The sequence below is a fragment of the Acinetobacter sp. Res13-Abat-PEC15-P4-01 genome, assembly GCF_015676285.1.
Lineage (GTDB): Bacteria > Pseudomonadota > Gammaproteobacteria > Pseudomonadales > Moraxellaceae > Acinetobacter > Acinetobacter nematophilus.
Window position 1 is genome coordinate 117,058 of sequence record NZ_JADAIN010000010.1, and the last position, 21,284, is coordinate 138,341.

Genomic DNA, 21,284 nt, shown 5'->3' on the forward strand with positions numbered 1-21,284 from the left:
TTCCCAAATGAGTCATCGGGTATCTTTCATCTTTTCTCTACTGATTCCGTTATTGTTTTTATTCAATATCGTTTAGGAATGAAGTAAGAGTATTAAAGGGCTGTTCACAATTCTTCCATGTTTGCGACCAGATATGTTTTTAAACGATATGAGGCGCGAAGTATGAAGTTTAGTCATGCTGAATAATGATCAACACTGTTTGCTAAGGGAGCGATGATCTAGTAAAAACACAATCCCCCCGCTGCGTATTGCCTTGCTTTATTTGCAGGGCAAGCCATGTATGAAATGGCGACAGTCCTTAAAGATAATGAGATATTTTCACGATGAATCCTTCTATCGTTGATATTTTTACCTAAATCATGACTGAATTTAAGGTAAAAGATGCTACAGGGATGTTGATTTAACATCCCTGTTGTAAAACCAATAAATTAATTAGAAAAAGCGGCAATGCCTGTTTGTGCACGCCCAAGAATTAAAGCATGTACATCATGAGTACCTTCATAGGTATTCACCACTTCAAGATTAACTAGATGACGGGCAACACCAAATTCATCACTAATACCGTTTCCACCCATCATGTCTCGTGCAACGCGTGCAATATCTAAGGCTTTACCGCAGTTATTACGTTTAATTAAGGAGGTTCCTTCGACCGAAGCAATTCCTTCATCTTTCATACGTCCAAAGCGCAGAGCAATTTGCAAACCCAATGCAATTTCGGTTTGCATATCTGCCAATTTCTTTTGTACCAATTGATTTGCAGCCAAAGGACGACCAAACTGTTTACGATCCATAGTATATTGATGGGCAGTGTGCCAACAGAACTCAGCAGCCCCCATTGCACCCCAAGCGATGCCATAGCGGGCACTGTTTAAGCAGGTAAACGGACCTCTTAAGCCACGAATTTCAGGAAATGCATTTTCTTCAGGCACAAAAACATTGTCCATTACAATTTCACCTGTAATTGAGGCACGTAATCCCACCTTGCCATGAATGGCTGGTGCGGAAAGTCCTTCCCATCCCTTTTCCAAGATAAAACCACGAATCTCTCCTACATGACCTTCAGCAGAAACTTCCTTTGCCCAGACAACAAACACATCAGCGATTGGGCTATTGGTAATCCACATTTTTGCACCCGTCAGACGATAGCCACCTGTGACTTTTTTAGCGCGTGTAATCATGCTTCCCGGGTCAGATCCATGATCAGGTTCAGTTAAACCAAAACAGCCTATAAACTCACCCGATGCAAGTTTTGGTAAATATTTCTGCTTCTGTTGTTCCGAGCCAAATTCGTTAATCGGTACCATCACCAATGAACTTTGCACACTCGCCATTGACCGATAACCAGAATCCACACGTTCAATTTCACGGGCAATCAGACCATAACTCACATAATTAAGTCCTGCACCGCCATATTGCTCTGGAATTGTAGGTCCTAATAAACCCAACTCACCCATTTCACGAAAAATCGAAATATCTGTCTGTTCATGGCGGAACTGCTCAAGCACTCGAGGCATGAGTTTATCTTGTGAATAAGCATTGGCAGCATCACGAATCATGCGTTCTTCTTCAGTGAGTTGCTGCTCCAATAAAAAGGGATCCTGCCAGTTAAACTGTACATGTGGTTTTTTCGCTGAATTGACCATTTGATTCATCGCATCCTCTGCTTGATGTATTTTGTCTTGTTGCAGTTGATGTTATGTGTGATAAATCATTCTTTCAAACGATAAATTCTCACTCAGATATTCCATTTACGCATATCTTATGTTTTTATAAATTCAGTAATAGAACACCTTTTATTGTTGACAGATCTAAACAATCAGTCATCTTGTTTTATTTTCATAGACTTACAAATACCACTTAAAGTTACGTGAAGTATTGATGATTTTATTTTTGTCAACACTGTAGCCAACCCTGTTAAATCGGTCTTTAAAATAGCCCCAGATATTCAAGGAATGAATATGCGTAGAATGATCCCTTCATTACAATCTTTAATTTGTTTTGAGGCTGCTGCCAAACATTTGAGTTATACCTTTGCAGCACAAGAATTACATCTGACTCAAAGTGCAATCTCTCGTCAAGTGCAGCAATTGGAAGATTTTCTGGGATTACATTTATTCAATCGAACTCGACATGGTGTTGAACTGACCCAAGCAGGTGAACATTATTATAAAAATATAAAATCTCATTTATTGGGCATTGAGCAAAGTACGCTTGATTTAATCAGTCATAAAGGTTTAGGCGGCACATTAAAACTCGGTGTCGTTCCTACATTTGCAACACGCTGGTTACTGCCCCGACTATACAAGTTCAATGCAGTCTATCCAGAAATTACCATCCACCTTGAAACCAGTACCAAACCTTTCTTATTCAGCGAACATATTTTTGATGCTGCAATTTATACAGGAACACCGGCACAAATCGAAAATTGGCCAGGGGCAAAAATTCATTTCTTAATGAATGAAGATGTCGTTCCCGTCTGTTCAGCTGAATTAATTTTTAAGTATTTCCCCGAATTAAAAACGACCTCAGGACATTTAAGTCGCAGCCTCACTGCTGAAGAAATCGCCAGCTTACCCCTACTGCAACAAACCACACGGCCTTATATTTGGAAAGAATGGTTTGAAGTGAACGGCTATGAACACCCTTTTGCTCTGGAAGGGCAACGACATGAATTATTTTCAATGCTTGCTGTAGCAGCCACACATCACATGGGTGTTGCACTTATTCCTCAGAAACTTCTGGAAAAAGAACTACGTTCAGGTGATTTGGTGATTGCTTCTAATATTAAACTTAAAGGCTCACGAGCTTATTATTTTGTCTATGCTGAGCAGCAGCAATCACCACTCATTGCAAAATTTGTTGAATGGCTTCTTGCTGAAGTAGAAATTTCCAAAAATACATTTATGAAATAAACAGCCTATCCCCATCTCAAATAGGTTTAGATTGCATTTAAGCACTAAAACCAATATAGCGATAAATTTCTTGAGAACCAACTGAACCTAGACTTATTTTATAAATCATATAGTTTGCATATGTACTTTGACCCAGCTCATTAAAAATATTTAATCCTTGATCATCATGCTGATGGATTTCATCCACGCTGCGTTGCATCGTTTGTTCAAATTCATCTGCAATATATTCGAAACCCAAATCCATAGCGATAAATAAAGTATGCTCGCAAGGTTGAAGATATTGTTCTTCATTCCAATCAATCACTGCATGTGTGCAATGCGGGCATGTAACATTTTCTTGAGAATTTTCTAGAGTGATCAGTTGAAATGGCATACGCTTTAGAACAAAATAAAATTGTATTTTAAACCAGTTGGCAAAATTAAACACGGGATTTAAACACGACTCTTGCCAGTTTAAAATTGCTTGTTAAATCTTTTATAAATAGAGAAAATATAAATAAGGATACTATGTCAACGATTGAAAAAGCGATTGCTTTAGCAGCTCGTAAACACGCAGGTCAAAAAGATAAAGGACAGCAACCTTATATTTTTCATCCATTGAGACTAATGTTTAAAGTTAAAACTGCTGAACAGCAGATAGTTGCTGTGTTGCATGATATCTTAGAAGATACCGATACCACTGTGGTCGATTTGATTTCTCTGGGTTTTAGTCAAGAAATTGTTGATGCCATACTTGCATTGACTAAAAAAGAAAATGAATCTCGTATCGAAGCAGCATATCGTGCGGTAAAAAATCCCATTGCGAGAATTGTCAAATTAGCAGATGTCGCAGACAATATGGATCTTTCCCGTATTCCACATCCCACCACCAAAGATCTTTTGAGGTTGGAAGAATATAAACAGGTTCAATATATTCTAATGGCGGGTACAGCTTAAATCCCTTTTTTTCACAATTTACAATTGACTTGATGCAACGATTAAGGTTAAAAAAGCCAAATTGTCGCAATAATGGAATGTCTCATGCTGACTGATTTGGATGATTTTTATTGTTTTGGTTTGGTTGTTGAACACGGTGGATTCAGTGCTGCTGAACGTGCAACCGATATTCCAAAGTCTAAACTGAGTCGCCGAGTCTATAATCTTGAAGAAAAACTGGGCGTACGTCTGATTCAACGCAGTTCCCGTCATTTTGCTGTAACTGATATTGGCATGAACATATATCGCCATGCGCAAGTCATGATGAATGCTGCTCAGTCTGCACATGATTTGGTGGATCATCTTAGTGAACAACCACGAGGTGTAATTAAAGTCAGCGTACCTGTTACTGTTGCGCAAAGTGAATTATCCAAAATTTTACCTGCATTCTTAAAAACCTATCCTGAAATTAAAGTGCAACTTTTGGTCAGCAACCGTCGTGTTGACATTATCAATGAAGGTTTTGATCTCGCCCTACGTGTCCGAGCAAATTTGGATGATGATCCAAGCTTAGTTCTGAGAAAATTTGGGAATATTGAACAGCATCTGCTAGCAAGCCAAGCTTACTTAAATGAATTTGGGATGCTGAAAAAACCTGAAGATTTAACTGAACATCGTATTTTAAGTATGGTCGATGAACATTTGGATCAGCAAATGATTTTGCATGATGGTCAAAACCAACAGAAAAAAATTAAAGTCAATCCTGTGCTTATGGGATCAGATTTAATGATGCTTGCAAAATTAGCCAGCCAAAACTGTGGCATCGCCCTACTCCCAGATACAATTGCCAATGATTTTGTTGCATCAGGTGAGCTGGTACGTGTATTGCCTGATTGGAAAGCGCCACATGGTATTTTCCATGCAGTTTACCCTTCACGCCGTGGCTTACTCCCTGCTGTACGGGTGTTTATTGATTATTTAGTCGAACATCTCAGTAACCGTTAAGCGCAGATTCTACTCAAAAGTTGAAAATAAGGATTTGCGGAATCTGATTCAAAGTCTAAGCAGAATAAATTAAGTAAGATGGGGCGTTATTCGGTGTCCATCTATAGCTATTTTTGATACCATCACCACTGCTTAATTCCAACGTTTTTCTGATTTATATGACTTCATCTTATCAACAACAACTTGATGCCAAAATTGAACGTATTCAATCTCAATTTGCAGAATTTAATCCACCATCACTGGAAGTCTTTGTATCGCCTGAACAAAACTTTCGTATGCGTGCAGAATTCCGCATTTGGCATACGGAAGACGATATGTTCTACGCCATGTTTGAGCGAGATGAAAATCAGCAGAAAACAGTTGCACGTATTGATGAATTTCCTATAGCAGATCTTAGCATCAATCAACTTATGCCCATTTTATTGGCTGAATTGAAAACCTGTCCGCAGTTATCCAAACGTCTTTTCGAAGTGCATTTTCTTGCAACACTGAAAGGTGAGATGTTGGTCTCGTTAATTTACCGTGCTCCTTTAAATGAAGAATGGGAAGTTTTAGCAAAACAATTGGCTGACAAACTGAATATTAAAATTATTGGACGTAGCCGTGGCCAAAAAATCGTATTGAGCGATGAGTTTGTTGTTGAAGAATTACAGGTATTCGAAAGAAAATTTCAATATAAACAAATCGAAAGTAGTTTTACTCAACCAAATGCACAAGTCTGCCAAAAAATGTTGGAGTGGGCTTGTCAAGCAGTAGATGGCGACAATCAAGACTTACTGGAACTGTATTGTGGCAATGGTAACTTTACCCTTCCCTTGTCGTTAAATTTCAAGCGTGTTTTGGCAACTGAGTTGGCAAAGTCTTCGGTCTATGCTGCACAATGGAATATTGAGCAGAACAAAATTGATAATATTCAGGTAGCACGACTGTCTGCTGAAGAGTTTACCCAAGCGTATAATGGTGAGCGTGAATTCCGCCGTTTACAGGAAGCAGAAATTGATGTACAAAGCTATCAATTTGATACTGTTTTTGTTGATCCTCCACGCGCAGGGATTGATGACGATACGCTCAAATTACTGCAAGGTTTCGATACGATTCTTTATATCTCATGTAATCCAGATACTTTATACAGTAATCTGGAAACCCTTACCAAAACCCATAAAATTGTTAAATTTGCGATGTTTGATCAGTTTCCTTACACCCATCATGTTGAATCTGGGGTTTTGCTTAAAAAGATTTAAACAATTTATTACAACCACGATATGCCATGAAAGATTTCATGGCATTTTTATTTTTCACCAATGCTTATATATATCAATAACATATAATATTTTCTTATATTTAAACTTAAAAGAACCACTTAGAAAATATTTAATGATTGGCAAATTCAGTCTATAACTCGACCATTTACCATGCCTGCTATCTTGAATTTTATAAAAAAACGTCTATATTTCGAACTATGTTAGGTTGCGTATGAAGGCTCTATGAGTTTTTGGCAAAAGCTGTTTATGGCTAAAGATACTGTGCAAAATGAACATAAAAATCAGATTGCATGCGTTGAAAATGATTGCTCTTGTAAATCCAATGATCAACTCTTATCTGCGTTGATGAATACTACAGATCAAGATGTGATTACTGGAATTAAGAAAGTACTGATCTCAAGAGGTTTCAGTAAAAAAGAGTTAAACCAGTTACAGCATCCACCTATTCAATAGTCATGGATGACCGCTAAGAAAAAGCATTCAGTTTACTGGATGCTTTTTTATTGCAGCCTTGACTGCCTTTTCTATAACCCAGTTGCAGCAAATTTTGCTGTTTGTCCTAAGCTTCTATACAATAATTTGCAATAATATAAAAGTGAAGTATTGATCTTGAAAATAAAAAACCTCTTCTTGTTATTATGGCTGAGTTGCTCTATTGCCTACGCTGAGATCAGCGATGATGATCTTCAAACCATTGAAAATTTAACGGGTCAGGTTTTGGGAAATAAAAAACTAGCCCAACTGGAACCCCAGATCAAAGCTCAAATCAAAAAATCACAACCCACTGTGCAACAATTATTCAAAGCTGAACAAATTAATTATAATGATTCCGTCTATTTACATAATTATGCAATCATTACTTCTGGATATGCTGAGTATTTGCTTGATCAAGATTGTGCAGAAATTTCACATCCGATCCAAGAACTGGCTGAACAAGCCTATCTTGCATTACAGAAACGCGATCCTAAAGATAGCATTGCATTAAATAATTTTGGACTTTTCTATGCACAAATGTCTGTTTATTATCGAAAAAATAGCAATCCAACACCTCGTTTAACTTATTTGCTTAAAGCGGAGCAATTATTTGAAACCTTGATTCAAATTGAACCCAAGAATGAAGAATATGAAAGAAATTATTATGCCGTATTGAGCGATAAGTTAATGTTGCTATACAAGTATCATCGAGATACGGAAGAACAAAAACGTTTGGTGAATATCCTCAAAAAGCCCTTATTTCAGTATCTATCTCATCCTGAACAAGCTTTTGATTCTGGTAACTTTATTATTCTGGCACAGCAATACTATCAAGGTTTAAATAGAGAGAACCCCGAAGCAGCTGAAAAATGGTTAAGAGATAATCAACAAAAAATTGAAAAAGTGGTCAATAAAAATCGTAAGCATACTCAGCGTGAAAATGAATTTTTAGCTGAATTCTATGCCTTATTGAATCAACCCGCTAAAGCACTCTCATATTTAAAGCAATTAGAATTTTCAGATGAGAACAGCACTGAACCCTCTTCTTTTGAAGATGAACCCAATCTAGCAAATTTAAGATTGAACCCTGAATATCAAAAATGGTTTAAAAAATATACTCAAGATTATCAAGAATACCGGAAAGCATTACCTGAAGTTTGTAGAATCAGTCAGTTAGAAACAACGAAAAACCCAGTACCTTAAATTGACTTGTGGCAAAAACATTTAACGAATCAGCCCTTGTGGCTGTAAAATAATCACTAAAGCACCAATCATCACAATACACCCGCCGAGTAAATCCCAACGGCTGAGACTGACTTGATCAACAAATCTCAGCCACATTAATGCTGAAAAAATATAGATTCCCCCATAAGCTGCATAAATCCGCCCAGATGCTGCCGGATGTAAGGTCAATAGCCAAACAAATACAGCCAAACTCAATGCCGTCGGGATCCATAACCACTGGCTTTTATTTTGATTTAAAATCAGATAAGGAAAATAACATCCTAAAATTTCAGCTACGGCAGTGACTAAAAATAATAAAATCGTGGTGAATACTTTATTAAATGCAATATCCATTTCTACTCAAGCTTAATTGATGTTGTAAAAGTATAGGGGATTTTCACAGAATATCCGCAATAAATTTAATCATCCTTGATGCCTGATTCAATTTTTAGTATCCACCTATTGCCTATGTTGAACTAAAAAAAGAAAATCCTACATTAAAGCATCCATCGATTATTTTATATGCAAACAAATGCGTTAAACTCAAAAACTTTAGAATCATGGCGGTTCAAATGAACATCCACTATATGCGATGTGGTTTGTTGGTGATTCTCTTTTTCAGTCAACAAGAGCAGCAGCATTCACACTTCCGCTTTGGACGTACGCATCCATGACACTACAAAATCCAAATACAGTTGTTAAACATGGTGCAGTTAGCCACATTGACTTTCCCTATCTCAGGGTATAGCTACCCAAACATAGCAATCATGTGGCGATTCTGACGATTAGCGGTGGCGGATATGCCCGAGAAGAACTCGCCAAAGAAAGTACACCCACATCAGAGTTTCTACAGCACCTATCTTTTTAGCCCATTCGATTGATGATCCGATAGTCCCTGTTCAGCATAGTTTAGTTATGCAAATAGCTTTAGAGAACAACAGTATCTCTTATGAAATTCATTTATTTAAAAAAAGGAGGACATGGTTGGGGCTTAGGAAAAGCAAATACCGAAACAATGCAATGGCCTACTTTATTACTCGCATGCTTGAAAAAAATTAATATTTTGCCGGTTGAATATTCAGACAAAAAATAACCCGTAATCAATACGGGTTATTTTCTACAGCACCTATATCCAGATCATCAATCATCATGCTGGTTCAGCAGTTTGGTCTTCAAAAACCTCAAGTGTTAAACCAACAGCTTGACCATTCTCTTTTTTCACTGAAACGGCTACATTTCCGCCATGATCGGCAAGCTCTCCAAATAAGATCATTTCAGCCAGTGGTTTCTTCAGATGTTCTTGGATTAAGCGTTGCATTGGACGAGCACCCATCAAACGGTCATAACCATTTTCAGCCATCCAGTCACGCGCAGATTGATCAACTTCAAGCACCACCTTCTTGTCATCAAGCTGTGCCTGCAACTCAGTTAAGAATTTGTCAACCACTGATTCAATCACTGTGGTAGGTAAAGCTTTAAACTGAATCACACCATCCAAACGATTTCGGAATTCAGGTGCAAATGCACGTTTCATCGCCTCCTGATTGTCATTGCTGTTGTCTTGTTCTGTAAATCCAATGCTGGTTCGAGAAATACTTTCTGCCCCAATATTGGTAGTAAGTACAATAATCACATTACGAAAATCAGACTTGCGTCCATTGTTATCGGTTAACGCCCCATGATCCATGACTTGTAATAACAAGTTGAATACATCAGGATGCGCTTTTTCAATTTCATCCAATAATAGTACGCAGTGCGGATTTTTATGGATGGCGTCTGTCAGTAAACCACCTTGGTCATAACCTACATAACCTGGAGGTGCACCAATCAATCGTGATACAGCATGACGTTCCATATATTCAGACATGTCAAAACGTACAAGCTCTACACCTAACAATTTTGCCAACTGTTTGGTGACTTCTGTTTTACCAACCCCTGTTGGACCGGCAAAGACAAAACTCCCGACTGGCTTGTCTGGTGCTTTTAAACCGGCACGTGACAACTTGATCGCAGATGCAAGCGCTGTAATTGCTTCATCCTGACCAAAGACAACACGTTTCAGATCACGTTCTAAGTATTCCAATACAGATTTATCATCTTTAGAAACAGTTTTTGGCGGAATACGTGCAATCTTAGAGATGATATCTTCGATATTCTCAACAGTGATCAATGTATCGTCCTGTTCTGCTTTTAAACGGCGTTGTGCACCGGCTTCATCAATCACATCAATCGCCTTGTCTGGCAAGAATCGATCGTTGATAAATTTAGCAGACAGCTCAACAGCAGAAATTAAAGCAGAGTCATCGTATTTGACATGATGAAAGTCTTCAAACTTGCTTTTTAAACCGCGCAGTATATCGATTGTTTCTGAGATTGATGGCTCATTCACATCGATTTTTTGGAAACGACGTGATAAAGCATGATCTTTTTCGAATACTTGACGGTATTCTTGGAAGGTGGTTGAGCCAATGCAGCGTAAAGTGCCATTCGCCAATGCTGGTTTGATTAAGTTTGATGCATCCATCGTGCTGCCCATACTTGAACCGGCACCAATAATCATATGGATCTCATCAATAAACAGGATCGCATCCGATTTCTTTTTCAAAGCATTCAGCAGTTGTTTTAATCGTTTCTCAAAATCACCGCGATATTTAGTTCCTGCAACCAACGCACCGATGTCCAAACTAAAGACTTCAGCATTGGCAAGTGGTTTAGGCGCTTTACCATTGACAATTAGCCAAGCTAAACCTTCTGCAATCGAAGTTTTACCCACACCTGGGTCGCCCACCAGTAAAGGATTATTTTTACGACGGCGGCAAAGAATTTGAGCAGCACGCTCAATTTCTTTCTCACGACCGATTAAAGGATCAGTTTTACCTTTTTGAGCTTCAATATTTAGGTTTAAAGTATATAACTCAAGCGGACCTGCATTTGCTGAAGCACTTGATTCACCTTCCAAGTCATCAGATTCTTCTTCAACCTGAATCTCTTCTTTACGTGCGCCATGCGATAAATACTGAGTTAACGTTAAACGATTGATCTGGTGACGTTTGAGTAAGTAAACAGCAAAAGAATCACGTTCAGAATACATCGCCACCAGGACATCTGCACCTTCAACCGTGCGGTCACCGCCACTCGACTGAACATGGAAAATTGCGCGTTGCAATATACGATCAAAACTTTCTGTTGGATGAGGGGCTTGGTCGCTGTTTTCTCCTAATTTAGGTGTATGTTGCTCAACATACTCTTCTAATTCTTTACGCAAACTGATAATTTCAGCACCACATGCTTTTAAGGCATTTACGGCTGAATCATTGTCGAGTAAAGCTAATAATAAGTGTTCAACCGTAAGAAACTCATGTCTCTTTTGACGAGCCATGCTAACAGCCAAACGGAGTGAAACTTCTAATTGACGACTGAGCATGAAACCCCCTTATTCTTTTGGCTCAATCTGACAAAGTAATGGATGACCTTGAGATCGAGCATAGTTGTTTACTTGGTTGGCTTTTGTTTCCGCAATATCTCTCGGATATACGCCAGCTTCACCTTTGCCTTCATAATGTACTGTTAACATTACTTGAGTGGCTTGGTCAAGATTCAAAGCAAAGTATTGTTGTAAAATTTCAATAACAAAGTCCATTGGCGTATAGTCATCGTTTAGCAAAATGACTGAATACATCGGTGGTCTTTTTATTTCAGGGGGAGCTGTTTGGACAGCAACATCCCCCTGTTCGTGATGAGGATCTTCTGATTGGCTTGCACGAATATTCAAATGCCAATCTACATATCCTGAATCACGGAACGATGATTTCACTTCATTTAAACTCATTTGACGCTTATTAGTTCGCATATTTTCCAAAATACTTATGATTTATTGAGAATTAGCTTCTGCTTGAGGTACCTCAGCAGCAAATGCGGCTGCACTGTCTACCGCCTTTCCGCGTGACCAACTGAATCGCTTGATGACTGGTGTGGCACCATTTAAACGCACTTCGATAAATTGTGGATTGAAGCCTTTCGGCATCGTCCAGCGACCTGTCAAACGCTCATAATCAGTAAAATTGTAATTAGCATCACCCATAGGTACAGTCAACACTTCTGTACCACTGATTAAACGAATTTCTACTGTACCCGTAGCACGTCTTGGACTCACTTGGATAAGATCGAGTTGATATTCGTAAGCATTTTCAGGCAAAGGTTTAACCGCAAGATTCTGAATCGTCAAGCTTAAACCGCCGCGTTGTTTTAACACTTCACGGTAAATTGCACTCATTACATCGATTTGTGATTTTTCTGCATTGGCTTTATTTAATGCTTCTAGTAAGTCATTGGCATTAGAAACAGCCACATCACGCTCTTGTACAGTGGCATTTAAGTTTTTATTTAACGTAGCCAGTGTCGTTTTTTGTTGTTTAACCACTTCTACCAATTGTTCCGCGTCTGCATCAAAACCAACAACCGTAAGTCCTTGGCGGTGTCCAACCGTGTAGCCTAAAAGTACACTACCCGCACATAATACGACACCCCCGATCACCAATGGCATATTGCCTTTTAAAAAAGGTTTTTTGGGTGTTTGAGCTGGTTGTGACGCGGTATTTGTTTCTGTGTTCTGCATCGTCATCTCTAAAGTATTGATCGCATCAAAACACACATTTAACCGCAAAGTTAAATGTGTGGGAAGTTATAAAGCGTTTTTTATGGTAATAATCCGATACCTTGTAAACCAGCATCTTCAGCAAAACCAAACATTAAGTTCATATTTTGTACTGCCTGCCCCGCAGCCCCTTTCACCAAATTATCTTGCACCGATAAAACAATCAGTTTTTTTGGCTGTGGTTTGTACAATGCAATTCTTAGTTGGTTGGCACCACGTACTGAACGCGTTTCAGGTGAGCTGTTGGCCGGCATGACATCTACAAATGTTTCATCAGTATAAAACTGCTCGTAAAGTGTTTGTAAATCTGCATGTTCACCCTCATCCGTCAGATCAATATAAATCGTACTGAGCATGCCGCGAATCATCGGCACTAAATGAGGGACAAAGAGGATATGATCAAATACCCCTCGTTGCCCTGAAATATTTTCAAGTGCCTCGACAATCTCAGGATGATGACGGTGTCCTGCAACGCCATAAGCCTTAAAGTTGTCGGCATTTTCAGAATAGATCATACCTAAGCTGGCTTTGCGTCCAGCACCAGACACACCTGATTTTGCATCGATAATAATACTTTCAGGTTTAACCAATGTTGCAGTTTGTTTAAATAGTGGTGCTAAGCCCAGTTGTACGGTTGTCGGATAACAGCCTGGGTTTCCAACCACTTTCGCTTGCTTGATCTGTTCGCGGTTAAGCTCAGACAAACCATATACGGCATCGGTTAAAATGTCCGGACAAGCATGCTGCATTCCATACCATTTTTCAAATTCAGTTAAATTTTTTAAACGAAAATCAGCTGCTAAATCAATAATTTTAGTATTTGATGCCAATAGTTCTTCGGCATGTTTCATTGCAACACCATGCGGCGTTGCAAAAAATACTACATCACATTTTTTGAGTTCATCAATTTTTAAATCTGAATATTTAAGTGTCGTATGTCCACGCAAACTAGGGAACATATCATCTACTCGACGACCCTCTTCAGTACGCGATGTCAGTACATTCACTTGAACATTTGGATGTCGCAGTAAAAGACGCAACAATTCAACGCCTGTATAACCCGTTCCACCGACAATACCCACTGAAATCACGTTTTTTACCTCGATTTAAATGTATCCATTCTGTATGAACTGTAGTATGACAGGAAGTTTATGCTTTCTAAACTGTTTTACTTGGTTTTTTATCGTTTTAATCGCCTTGCAAATCTTAATTTGCATCGTTTCAGGCATTCATTAGCCTTGAATAATGCAATTCCGACCAGCACGCTTGGCGGCATATAAACATTTATCCGCAGATTCAATGCCGAGTGCTAGATTTCGATACTGCACCTGAACAAGTCCGAAACTGGCAGTTAATACAATATTTTTCGAAGAAAAAACTTCATTTTCAATGCTGATACGGATTTTCTCAGCAATTTCATATGCAATTTCAGCATTGGCAACGTGCAATAGAACAATGAATTCTTCACCTCCGAAACGCCCGACCAAGTCTTCTTTTCCAACATTTTGACTGACCAAATTACTGACTCTCTGTAAAATTTGATCACCAATCAGATGTCCATAGGTATCATTAATTTTTTTAAAATGATCTACATCACACATCAGTAAAAAATATTGGGTTTGGGATAAATCAATTAAGCTTGTCTTGGCAGCATCATAAAACCCACGGCGATTGAGCAGGTGTGTGAGTGGATCTCTTGAACGATCATCGTTCAATTTTAAAATAATATCGCGAACCAAAGTTCCTACAACAATAATCGCAAACCATAAACTCAACAGAATACTTGCGGCTAGCATCATGAGCCACCACACAGAATCTACAAGCATATTGGTTTGAACGTTTTGCAGACAACAATAGACAATAACGCTACGGGCAAAAGTATATAAAACTATGAAAAGATAAGAATAATCTACTAATTTATTCAACCAGTCCCGATGTTGATAATCTTTAAAAAGCGATGGCAAGACCAAAGACTCAATCATTGCAATGGCTAGATTTAAAATCAGCATTCTGACCCAAAGCTGTTCATCAACATATGAAAAGTAAATGAGGAATGGCAATGTTAATCCAGTTAAAACAACTGCCAATAAATTATGAGCATTTCCATTTTTACGTAATGCCATTGCATAAGCGCTGGTCCAAGCGCCGAATAAATAGAAACAGCCTAAAAGTGGTGCTGTTAATGTCAACTGCTGGTTGGTCATAAGGCTTTGCGCAGCCAAAGAAAATGACGGCACAATATATCCAAGCCCCAACCAAAATAAATATGCAGGTGCTTTAAAAAAGAAATGACAAATCAGAAGCAAACTACCCATTAATATCAGGCAGATGGGCACAATTAAAATAAAGTAATGGGTATCTGCAAAATTCACGTCTGATATCTTTATGATAAGAAATAGGAAATATCGGAAAGTCGATAAGTTTAGAGTATTTTTTTATACGCGCCCAATCAATGATTAAAAATAGTCACATTATTTTGTAATTTAATTTCATATATCTGCTTAAAACTTAAATTCTTTACTATTTTTACTGCTCGCTTGCTCCTATTTTAGGCTATTCCCATAACAGTTCGGGCAATAAAATAGCCTCAGCTAGAATCAAAAGCCAACTGAATTTGCTCATTCCAATCTCACCCTACTCAGTTTTATCCACGTTGTTTTAAAGCAACTTGTATTTTCTTTTCAATTCAGAGAGAATAATTAGAGTAATTACTCTAATTATTAACAATAGGAATCATGTCCCATGATCGGATCCCGAAAATGGATGGAAATCAACCAAGGAAGCCTGAGCTTTAAAGAAAAAATAAATCTGATCAAACAGACTTTACTGCCAATCACCTACAAGTACTCCAAGACCTTTATACAATCCCATATTCAGCCGGCTCATATTGCCATACAAGATGTCCGAATTCCCGATACACCTATTGTCAAAGAGGCAATAGCTGAGCTAGAAAACGCACGGGATCAAGCTATTTTCCATCATTCTTGGCGTAGCTTTTTTTGGGGAGCAGGCATCGCGCAAAGTAAAGACTGGCAATTTGACCAAGAAAGCTTTTTAATTGCCTGCTTAATGCACGATTTGGGCTTGGTTGCACATCTAGATCAATATTCCTGTCACTGCTTTACTTATGAGAGTGCCTTACGTTCAGAACGTTTATGTCTAAAACACCGTTACGATGAATCGCGTACAAAAATTATTTCTGAAGCGATTTGCCTTCATATGAATGGCTATTTAGATGAGTCTAATCAAAATTTGCCGATAGAAGCGCTGTTACTGCATCAGGCAACTTCATGTGACGTTATTGGCACAGATTATGTACGGTTTTCAAAAACTTATGCTGAAGATGTTTTGACAGAACATCCTCGAACTCAATTTAATTCACATTTCAAAAAACTTTTACATAAGGAGTCGCTCAATCACCCTCAATCCCGCACAGCTCTGTTGTCTGGATTAGGACTACCATACATGATTCAGCTTAATATTTTTAAGGAGTAATCAAATGTTAAACAACAACTTAATACAGAAAACGATATATTTTCAACAACATCCTATCCTTGTTGACCTCTATGTCCATCCACAGAATAAACACACGATTATTTTATTGACGGCTTTAGGCGTAACAATCAATAAATACGAGAAGTTAATTGGTTTACTGGCAAATCATGGTTTTAATCTTCTTGTCGCAGATTATCCCTATTGTGGACGGAACACGCCTCATGTATCAGCCCAAATAGATTATGGTTACGCCGATCTCATCCATGGTTTTATTGCACAACTTGAGAAGATTGCCGTGGATGCAAATCTTCATTCCCCTATTTTATTGGGTCATAGCTTAGGTGGACATTTGGCTACATTGTACGCACAGAGCCATGACAATACAGTCATTGGTATAGCCACAGGCAATATCGGACTAAAAAATTGGGATTTAAAAGGTAAAATCAATATTTTAAAAGCAGTCACTGTTATTAATGCCATGATTTTAAAGGATGGTTACTTTGCAGGATATAAAATTGCATTTGGCAATCGAGAAGCCAAATCCTTGATGCGAGACTGGTCAAAAGTCGTCTTTACAGGAAATTATAAACACATCATCAGTAAAGAACAAATTGTGGAAAACGCAGCCTTGTTTATCGCTTTAAAAGATGACGATTTTGCGCCCATGTCATCTATGTTGGCTTTAAGCCGTTATTTCAAACAGCCCGTCGTTCAAACTTTAGATCTGTCTAAAACCATCCAAGGAAATCAGCATAGCGTTTGGATTAAACAGCCGGAAAAGGTTGTACAAAAAATCACGGATTGGATAAATCATTTTGAGTCATAATTTTTCTTTGGACATCAATAGATAAGTGCCCTCTTCGCTGTTACCGGTACCAATCACTGTCCAGTCATGACGCTGATAAAAATTCAATGCTTGTTTATTTTCCAATAAACACTTTAGATAGCCAGTTCCAGTAAACAGTTGTTCTGCTGATGCCAGCAATGCTGAGCCTACTCCCTTTTTTTGCACATCGGGCGCAACAAATAGATGATGTAAAAAATTATCATCAAGATAAATAGAAGCAAAACCTAAATATTGTTGACCGTTTACTGCAACTAAAATAATTTCATGCTGTGTATATTTTTCAAAATCACTCAATTGCCATTTTGAGGAATCTATCCACAACCAACTTGTTTTACGAGTTTGCAGAAAAAGTTGACTCAATGGCTCTCTATCTTTTTGCCGAAAATATCGGATATTCATCATCATCCCAAGCTTTTTTTATGGCATTTCATTTCTTAATCAACTTGAATCTGCCTTTCTCCAAATGCCTCCATAATACCTCATGGAGCCATTTGAATCCTGTACTGAAAATTGTTTTACAATATTGTATCATTTGCGCGAAGCAACGTTGTTCAGCTTCATTAAACAGCAACCATAGAACCCAACTTAAACCTGTTGAAATCTTATCAAGCTGCTCAATCTCGATTTAAAAGCTTATGCCTCATCCAATAAATAATCCACCCAAGATATAAGCCATCGTCTTTGTTATTATTGTTTCAAGATACAGTACACACCATTAAGATCTTAATATACGATTTTTCTTCCAAATGCTGGGATATTAAAGAAAAACCATCGGCTGCCCCAAGCTGATCACTTATCATGCAAATGTTTGAAGATTCATTCTGGAACCGATTTCTTTCGTTGCATTTAAAACCTATCGTGTTGTCGTTTTAAAAATCTGGGGTTCAATATGTTGCAATAGATTGACTGTCTTGCCAAAAGGATCTTTTAAATAAAAACGTTTTACCCCCCATTCCTCAATGGTTAATGGGTATATGATTTCCATATTGAATTGCTGAGCTCTAGCGTACAATTCATCCACATTATCGACTTCTATTGAAAAATCAGGGACCTCTGTTGCATTTCCGCCTTGGGAGGCAATACTAATTTGCGGGCTCATCATTTCATGACTTGCATAAGTTTTTATCCATCCATGATCCATGACTAACTGCATACCTAAAAAATCACCATAAAAGGTTTGTGCCGACCTCAGATCTGGAGCCTGAATATTACTGACGATTCTTTTTATTGCCATGGCATTTCCCTGCATCACTGATTAAAAGCTGCGCTTTATTTTACAATTTGATTAGCTCCACCACCACGGTAAAGTTCCATTTTTTAAAATTTGACGATGTTGTTTATAATTCGGATCATATTTTGCGACTTCAGACCAAAATGCCGTACTATGGTCAAAATAACGAGTGTGCGCCAATTCGTGTATACAGACATAGCGCGTAATATTGAAACCACATAAAGCCAATGTACTATTCAACATAATATCATGCTTTACGGTACAACTTCCCCAACGTGTTTTAGCTTGTCGAATCGCACATTGGTTAAATTTCAAACCTGTTTCTTCACTGATTTGCTGTAAAAAAATTGGTAAATGCTGTTTGGCATAGTGAATTACAAAATTTTTTAAATAGACTTCAGCTTGTTGGTCACTGATCAATACGGTTAGCGCCTGCTCATCAAAAACGAAGGCTGGTCTTTGCTTTTGATAAATAATTTTTATTGGTTGTTGCAGATTAAAAAGCGTCAATGTAGAGGGTAAACTTCGGTCAGCAAGCGCAATATTTTGTTGCTGTTTCTGCCAAGTTTCGATCATCCAGGATTCGGACTGTTTTAAAAAATCATCAATTTGACGCTGAGTACAAAATTTGGGGACGGTTAGTTTAATTTGACTAGGTTCAACACGTAAGCGCAAACGTGTAGCACGTGCATGATGGGTAATTTTAATTTCAGGAAATGTGGCTGCCATATGACTCTAAATTTAATTTACCGTAACGCTTCAGAAGAAAGTAAACCCTTCTTTACGAAGGGCTTAACAGAGAGAAATCGAATATTTAGATTGCTGTACGCTCTTCAATACCCTTGTTGGTCGCAACAATTGCAATATCTGCTTTATTGATTGCAAAAATCCCGTTGCACACAACCCCAGGAATATCATTAATGGTTTTTTCTAACTCAAGCGCATTTAAAATATTCAAATTAAAAACATCTAAAATCACGTTGCCATTATCAGTAACCACTCCCTCACGATAAGTCGGGTCACCCCCTAAAGACACAATTTTGCGGGCAACAGCAGAACGTGCCATAGGAATTACTTCGATAGGCAACGGAAACTCACGTCCTAATTGCTCAACCCATTTCGAATCATCCACAATACAGACAAACTTTTTTGCAATTGAAGCAACAATTTTCTCACGTGTCAGTGCAGCACCACCACCTTTGATCATGTGCATATGACGGTCTATTTCATCTGCGCCATCCACATAGGCATCCAGACCACCAACATGGTTCATGTCAACCACTTCAATTCCTAACTTTTTAAGGCGTTGCGCAGTCGCTTCAGAACTTGCCACCGCAGCTTCAAGTTGAAGTTGTGGCAAAAGCTCGATCAAAAAATTGACCGTACTTCCAGTTCCAACACCCAAAATGCCCCCTTTTGGTAAGTGTTTTAAAGCGGCTTGGGCTGCAGCTTGTTTTTTCTCATCCTGGGTTGCATAAAGGCTCATGACATCTCTCAATTAAATTTCAATTTCCTGCACATTTTGCATAATTTTAAAACGCAAAGGTGCAACGGTTTGTTACAATGGATGCTCATTTTAAACTGTTAGATGGAAAATTAACATGCTGTCTCGTTTGGTTCGACAAATATTACAGGCAACGGTCTATGACGTTGCAATCGAAACCCCACTCGAAGCAGCGCCACGAATTAGTGAAAAACTAAACAATAACATTCGCTTCAAACGCGAAGACTTACAACCTGTCTTTTCTTTCAAGCTGCGCGGTGCTTATAACCGTATCAGCCAATTACCGAAATCTCAGTTGGAACGTGGCGTTATTACTGCTTCTGCGGGTAACCATGCACAAGGCGTGGCATTATCTGGTCAAAAGTTAGGTATTCGCGCCATTATTGTGATGCCCAAAACCACACCCGATATTAAAGTACAGGCCGTTAAGCGCTTAGGTGGTGAAGTGGTGCTTCACGGCGATTCTTTTGATGTAGCCAACAAATATGCCATTCAACGTGCAGCAGATGAAGGCATGACCTTTATTCCGCCATATGACGATGAATTGGTCATGGCGGGTCAAGGGACAATTGCCAATGAAATTTTACGCCAATGGCGTGATGTAGAATATGTATTCGTTGCAGTGGGTGGTGGTGGTTTAATCGCAGGTGTTGCCGCTTATTTAGGTGATGTCGCTCCACATGTCAAAGTCATCCCTGTAGAATACGACGAATCTGCCTGTCTAAAAGCGGCTTTAGAAGCCAAAGAACGGGTTATCTTACCTTCTGTTGGTCTATTTGCAGATGGAACAGCTGTGGCTCAGATTGGTGAGAAACCTTTTGAAGTCATTCAGTTACAAAAATCAGATCTTTCTGGCCCCATAGTTGAGCCAGAAGTTGTTCTGGTCAACACCGATGAAATCTGTACAGCGATAAAAGATACGTATGACGAATGCCGTAGTATCGTAGAACCGTCTGGTGCTATGGCATTGGCTGGTATCAAAAAATATGTAGAAACGCATGGGCTTGAAGGCAAGAACATGGTGTCGATTATATGTGGCGCAAACATGAACTTTGACCGTTTACGCTATATTGCAGAAAGAACAGAATTAGGTGAACGTAAAGAAGCAATTTTTGCTGTTACCATCCCTGAAGAAAAAGGATCTTTCCTTAACTTCTGCCGTGCTTTACAAGGACGAAATATTACCGAATTCAACTATCGTGCAAGTGATGCTTCAGCAGCACAGGTTTTTGTCGGCATTAGTTTAAAATTTGGTGAGAAAGAACGTCATGACATCTATGAAGCGTTAAAAGTTCATTATGATGTAGATGATCTATCTGATGATGAAGTCGCAAAACTGCATATTCGCTATTTGATTGGCGGTCATGCAGATATCGCCAATGAACGTTTATTCCGTGTTGAATTTCCGGAACGTCCAGGCGCATTATTAACCTTCCTTGAACGTTTGGGTCCTACACATAACATCAGCTTGTTCCATTATCGTAACCATGGTGCAGCGGAAGGTCGTGTCCTGGTTGGGTTGGATGCGGAAGATGCTGTACAGAATCCAGATGGCTTAATTGAAACCTTAGAAAATATCAATTATCCATATCAGGAAATTACCAATAATCTAGGTTATCAACGTTTCTTGAAATAAATGAATTTTATCAACAGCCTGTAATAATTTTACAGGCTGTTGATGATTAATTTTCCAACATTACAGTCGATTTGCCTGAACCCCTTTTGCGGAATACCACTCAGTATAGAATAGCCTCTTAGTCT

At 38.6% G+C, this 21,284-nt stretch carries 21 protein-coding genes; 9 read left to right on the forward strand and 12 right to left on the reverse strand.

Going from position 1 to position 21,284, the window contains the following annotated elements; genetic code table 11:
• Nucleotides 1–428: 428 nt before the first annotated feature.
• Nucleotides 429–1,652 carry an acyl-CoA dehydrogenase gene (locus IMO47_RS03360; protein WP_196074951.1) on the reverse strand — a complete coding sequence of 408 codons (1,224 nt, stop codon included), beginning with the start codon at nt 1,650–1,652 and terminating at the stop codon, nt 429–431.
• A 306-nt stretch (nt 1,653–1,958) separates the two neighbouring features.
• Between IMO47_RS03360 and IMO47_RS03365 the strand changes: the two genes are divergently transcribed.
• Nucleotides 1,959–2,912 carry a LysR substrate-binding domain-containing protein gene (locus IMO47_RS03365; protein WP_196074950.1) on the forward strand — a complete coding sequence of 318 codons (954 nt, stop codon included), beginning with the start codon at nt 1,959–1,961 and terminating at the stop codon, nt 2,910–2,912.
• Nucleotides 2,913–2,949: 37 nt separating this feature from the next.
• Here IMO47_RS03365 and IMO47_RS03370 read toward each other — a convergent pair whose 3' ends face one another.
• Nucleotides 2,950–3,285: a hypothetical protein gene (locus IMO47_RS03370; RefSeq protein ID WP_196074949.1), complete on the reverse strand. Its 336-nt coding sequence runs from the start codon at nt 3,283–3,285 to the stop codon at nt 2,950–2,952.
• Nucleotides 3,286–3,419: 134 nt separating this feature from the next.
• Between IMO47_RS03370 and IMO47_RS03375 the strand changes: the two genes are divergently transcribed.
• The 5 genes from IMO47_RS03375 (at nt 3,420) to IMO47_RS03395 (ending at nt 7,771) form a co-directional block, all read left to right on the forward strand.
• Nucleotides 3,420–3,848, forward strand: coding sequence for a guanosine-3',5'-bis(diphosphate) 3'-pyrophosphohydrolase (locus tag IMO47_RS03375; RefSeq protein ID WP_196074948.1), 429 nt, complete (start codon nt 3,420–3,422; stop codon nt 3,846–3,848).
• An 84-nt stretch (nt 3,849–3,932) separates the two neighbouring features.
• A complete protein-coding gene (locus tag IMO47_RS03380) occupies nt 3,933–4,832 on the forward strand; it encodes a LysR family transcriptional regulator (RefSeq protein WP_196074947.1) in 900 nt (299 codons plus the stop codon).
• Between the two features lie 158 nt (nt 4,833–4,990).
• On the forward strand, nt 4,991–6,073 hold the full coding sequence (gene trmA / locus IMO47_RS03385) for a tRNA (uridine(54)-C5)-methyltransferase TrmA (protein ID WP_196074946.1): 1,083 nt from the start codon (nt 4,991–4,993) through the stop codon (nt 6,071–6,073).
• Between the two features lie 243 nt (nt 6,074–6,316).
• Entirely contained in the window at nt 6,317–6,547 is a 231-nt protein-coding gene (locus IMO47_RS03390) for a hypothetical protein (RefSeq protein ID WP_004830945.1), read from the forward strand.
• 156 nt (nt 6,548–6,703) lie between these two features.
• On the forward strand, nt 6,704–7,771 hold the full coding sequence (locus IMO47_RS03395; RefSeq protein ID WP_196074945.1) for a hypothetical protein: 1,068 nt from the start codon (nt 6,704–6,706) through the stop codon (nt 7,769–7,771).
• A gap of 21 nt (nt 7,772–7,792) precedes the next feature.
• On the opposite strand, the gene IMO47_RS03400 is transcribed toward IMO47_RS03395, so the two are convergent.
• From IMO47_RS03400 to IMO47_RS03430, 6 genes are all read right to left on the reverse strand, one after another.
• On the reverse strand, nt 7,793–8,146 hold the full coding sequence (locus IMO47_RS03400) for a YnfA family protein (protein ID WP_196074944.1): 354 nt from the start codon (nt 8,144–8,146) through the stop codon (nt 7,793–7,795).
• 793 nt (nt 8,147–8,939) lie between these two features.
• On the reverse strand, nt 8,940–11,216 hold the full coding sequence (gene clpA, locus IMO47_RS03410) for an ATP-dependent Clp protease ATP-binding subunit ClpA (RefSeq protein WP_196074943.1): 2,277 nt from the start codon (nt 11,214–11,216) through the stop codon (nt 8,940–8,942).
• A gap of 9 nt (nt 11,217–11,225) precedes the next feature.
• Complete coding sequence (gene clpS, locus IMO47_RS03415; protein ID WP_196074942.1) at nt 11,226–11,642, reverse strand: ATP-dependent Clp protease adapter ClpS; 417 nt, start codon at nt 11,640–11,642, stop codon at nt 11,226–11,228.
• Nucleotides 11,643–11,663: 21 nt separating this feature from the next.
• On the reverse strand, nt 11,664–12,407 hold the full coding sequence (locus IMO47_RS03420; protein ID WP_196074941.1) for a DUF6776 family protein: 744 nt from the start codon (nt 12,405–12,407) through the stop codon (nt 11,664–11,666).
• An 80-nt stretch (nt 12,408–12,487) separates the two neighbouring features.
• Nucleotides 12,488–13,537 (reverse strand): N-acetyl-gamma-glutamyl-phosphate reductase, encoded by a 1,050-nt coding sequence (gene argC / locus IMO47_RS03425; protein ID WP_196074940.1) that lies wholly within the window; start codon nt 13,535–13,537, stop codon nt 12,488–12,490.
• A gap of 141 nt (nt 13,538–13,678) precedes the next feature.
• The gene (locus IMO47_RS03430) at nt 13,679–14,761 is read right to left on the reverse strand and encodes a GGDEF domain-containing protein (RefSeq protein ID WP_196074956.1); all 1,083 of its coding nucleotides are present in this window, start codon (nt 14,759–14,761) and stop codon (nt 13,679–13,681) included.
• Between the two features lie 427 nt (nt 14,762–15,188).
• Between IMO47_RS03430 and IMO47_RS03435 the strand changes: the two genes are divergently transcribed.
• Both IMO47_RS03435 and IMO47_RS03440 read left to right on the forward strand, forming a co-directional pair.
• Nucleotides 15,189–15,941, forward strand: a complete 753-nt coding sequence (locus IMO47_RS03435; protein WP_196074939.1) for an HD domain-containing protein — start codon at nt 15,189–15,191, stop codon at nt 15,939–15,941.
• A 4-nt stretch (nt 15,942–15,945) separates the two neighbouring features.
• Entirely contained in the window at nt 15,946–16,767 is an 822-nt protein-coding gene (locus IMO47_RS03440) for an alpha/beta fold hydrolase (protein ID WP_196074938.1), read from the forward strand.
• Here the strand turns inward: IMO47_RS03440 and IMO47_RS03445 are convergent.
• From IMO47_RS03445 to rpiA, 4 genes are all read right to left on the reverse strand, one after another.
• Nucleotides 16,762–17,148 (reverse strand): GNAT family N-acetyltransferase, encoded by a 387-nt coding sequence (locus IMO47_RS03445; RefSeq protein WP_242052593.1) that lies wholly within the window; start codon nt 17,146–17,148, stop codon nt 16,762–16,764. The genes IMO47_RS03440 and IMO47_RS03445 overlap by 6 nt on opposite strands.
• 493 nt (nt 17,149–17,641) lie before the next feature.
• On the reverse strand, nt 17,642–18,022 hold the full coding sequence (locus tag IMO47_RS03450; protein ID WP_196074936.1) for a VOC family protein: 381 nt from the start codon (nt 18,020–18,022) through the stop codon (nt 17,642–17,644).
• 51 nt (nt 18,023–18,073) lie between these two features.
• Nucleotides 18,074–18,748: a SprT family zinc-dependent metalloprotease gene (locus IMO47_RS03455; RefSeq protein WP_196074935.1), complete on the reverse strand. Its 675-nt coding sequence runs from the start codon at nt 18,746–18,748 to the stop codon at nt 18,074–18,076.
• 85 nt (nt 18,749–18,833) lie between these two features.
• Nucleotides 18,834–19,505, reverse strand: a complete 672-nt coding sequence (rpiA, locus tag IMO47_RS03460) for a ribose-5-phosphate isomerase RpiA (RefSeq protein ID WP_196074934.1) — start codon at nt 19,503–19,505, stop codon at nt 18,834–18,836.
• A 115-nt stretch (nt 19,506–19,620) separates the two neighbouring features.
• On the opposite strand from rpiA, the gene ilvA reads away from it, so the two are divergent.
• Complete coding sequence (gene ilvA, locus IMO47_RS03465; RefSeq protein ID WP_196074933.1) at nt 19,621–21,159, forward strand: threonine ammonia-lyase, biosynthetic; 1,539 nt, start codon at nt 19,621–19,623, stop codon at nt 21,157–21,159.
• The last annotated feature ends 125 nt before the right edge of the window (nt 21,160–21,284 follow it).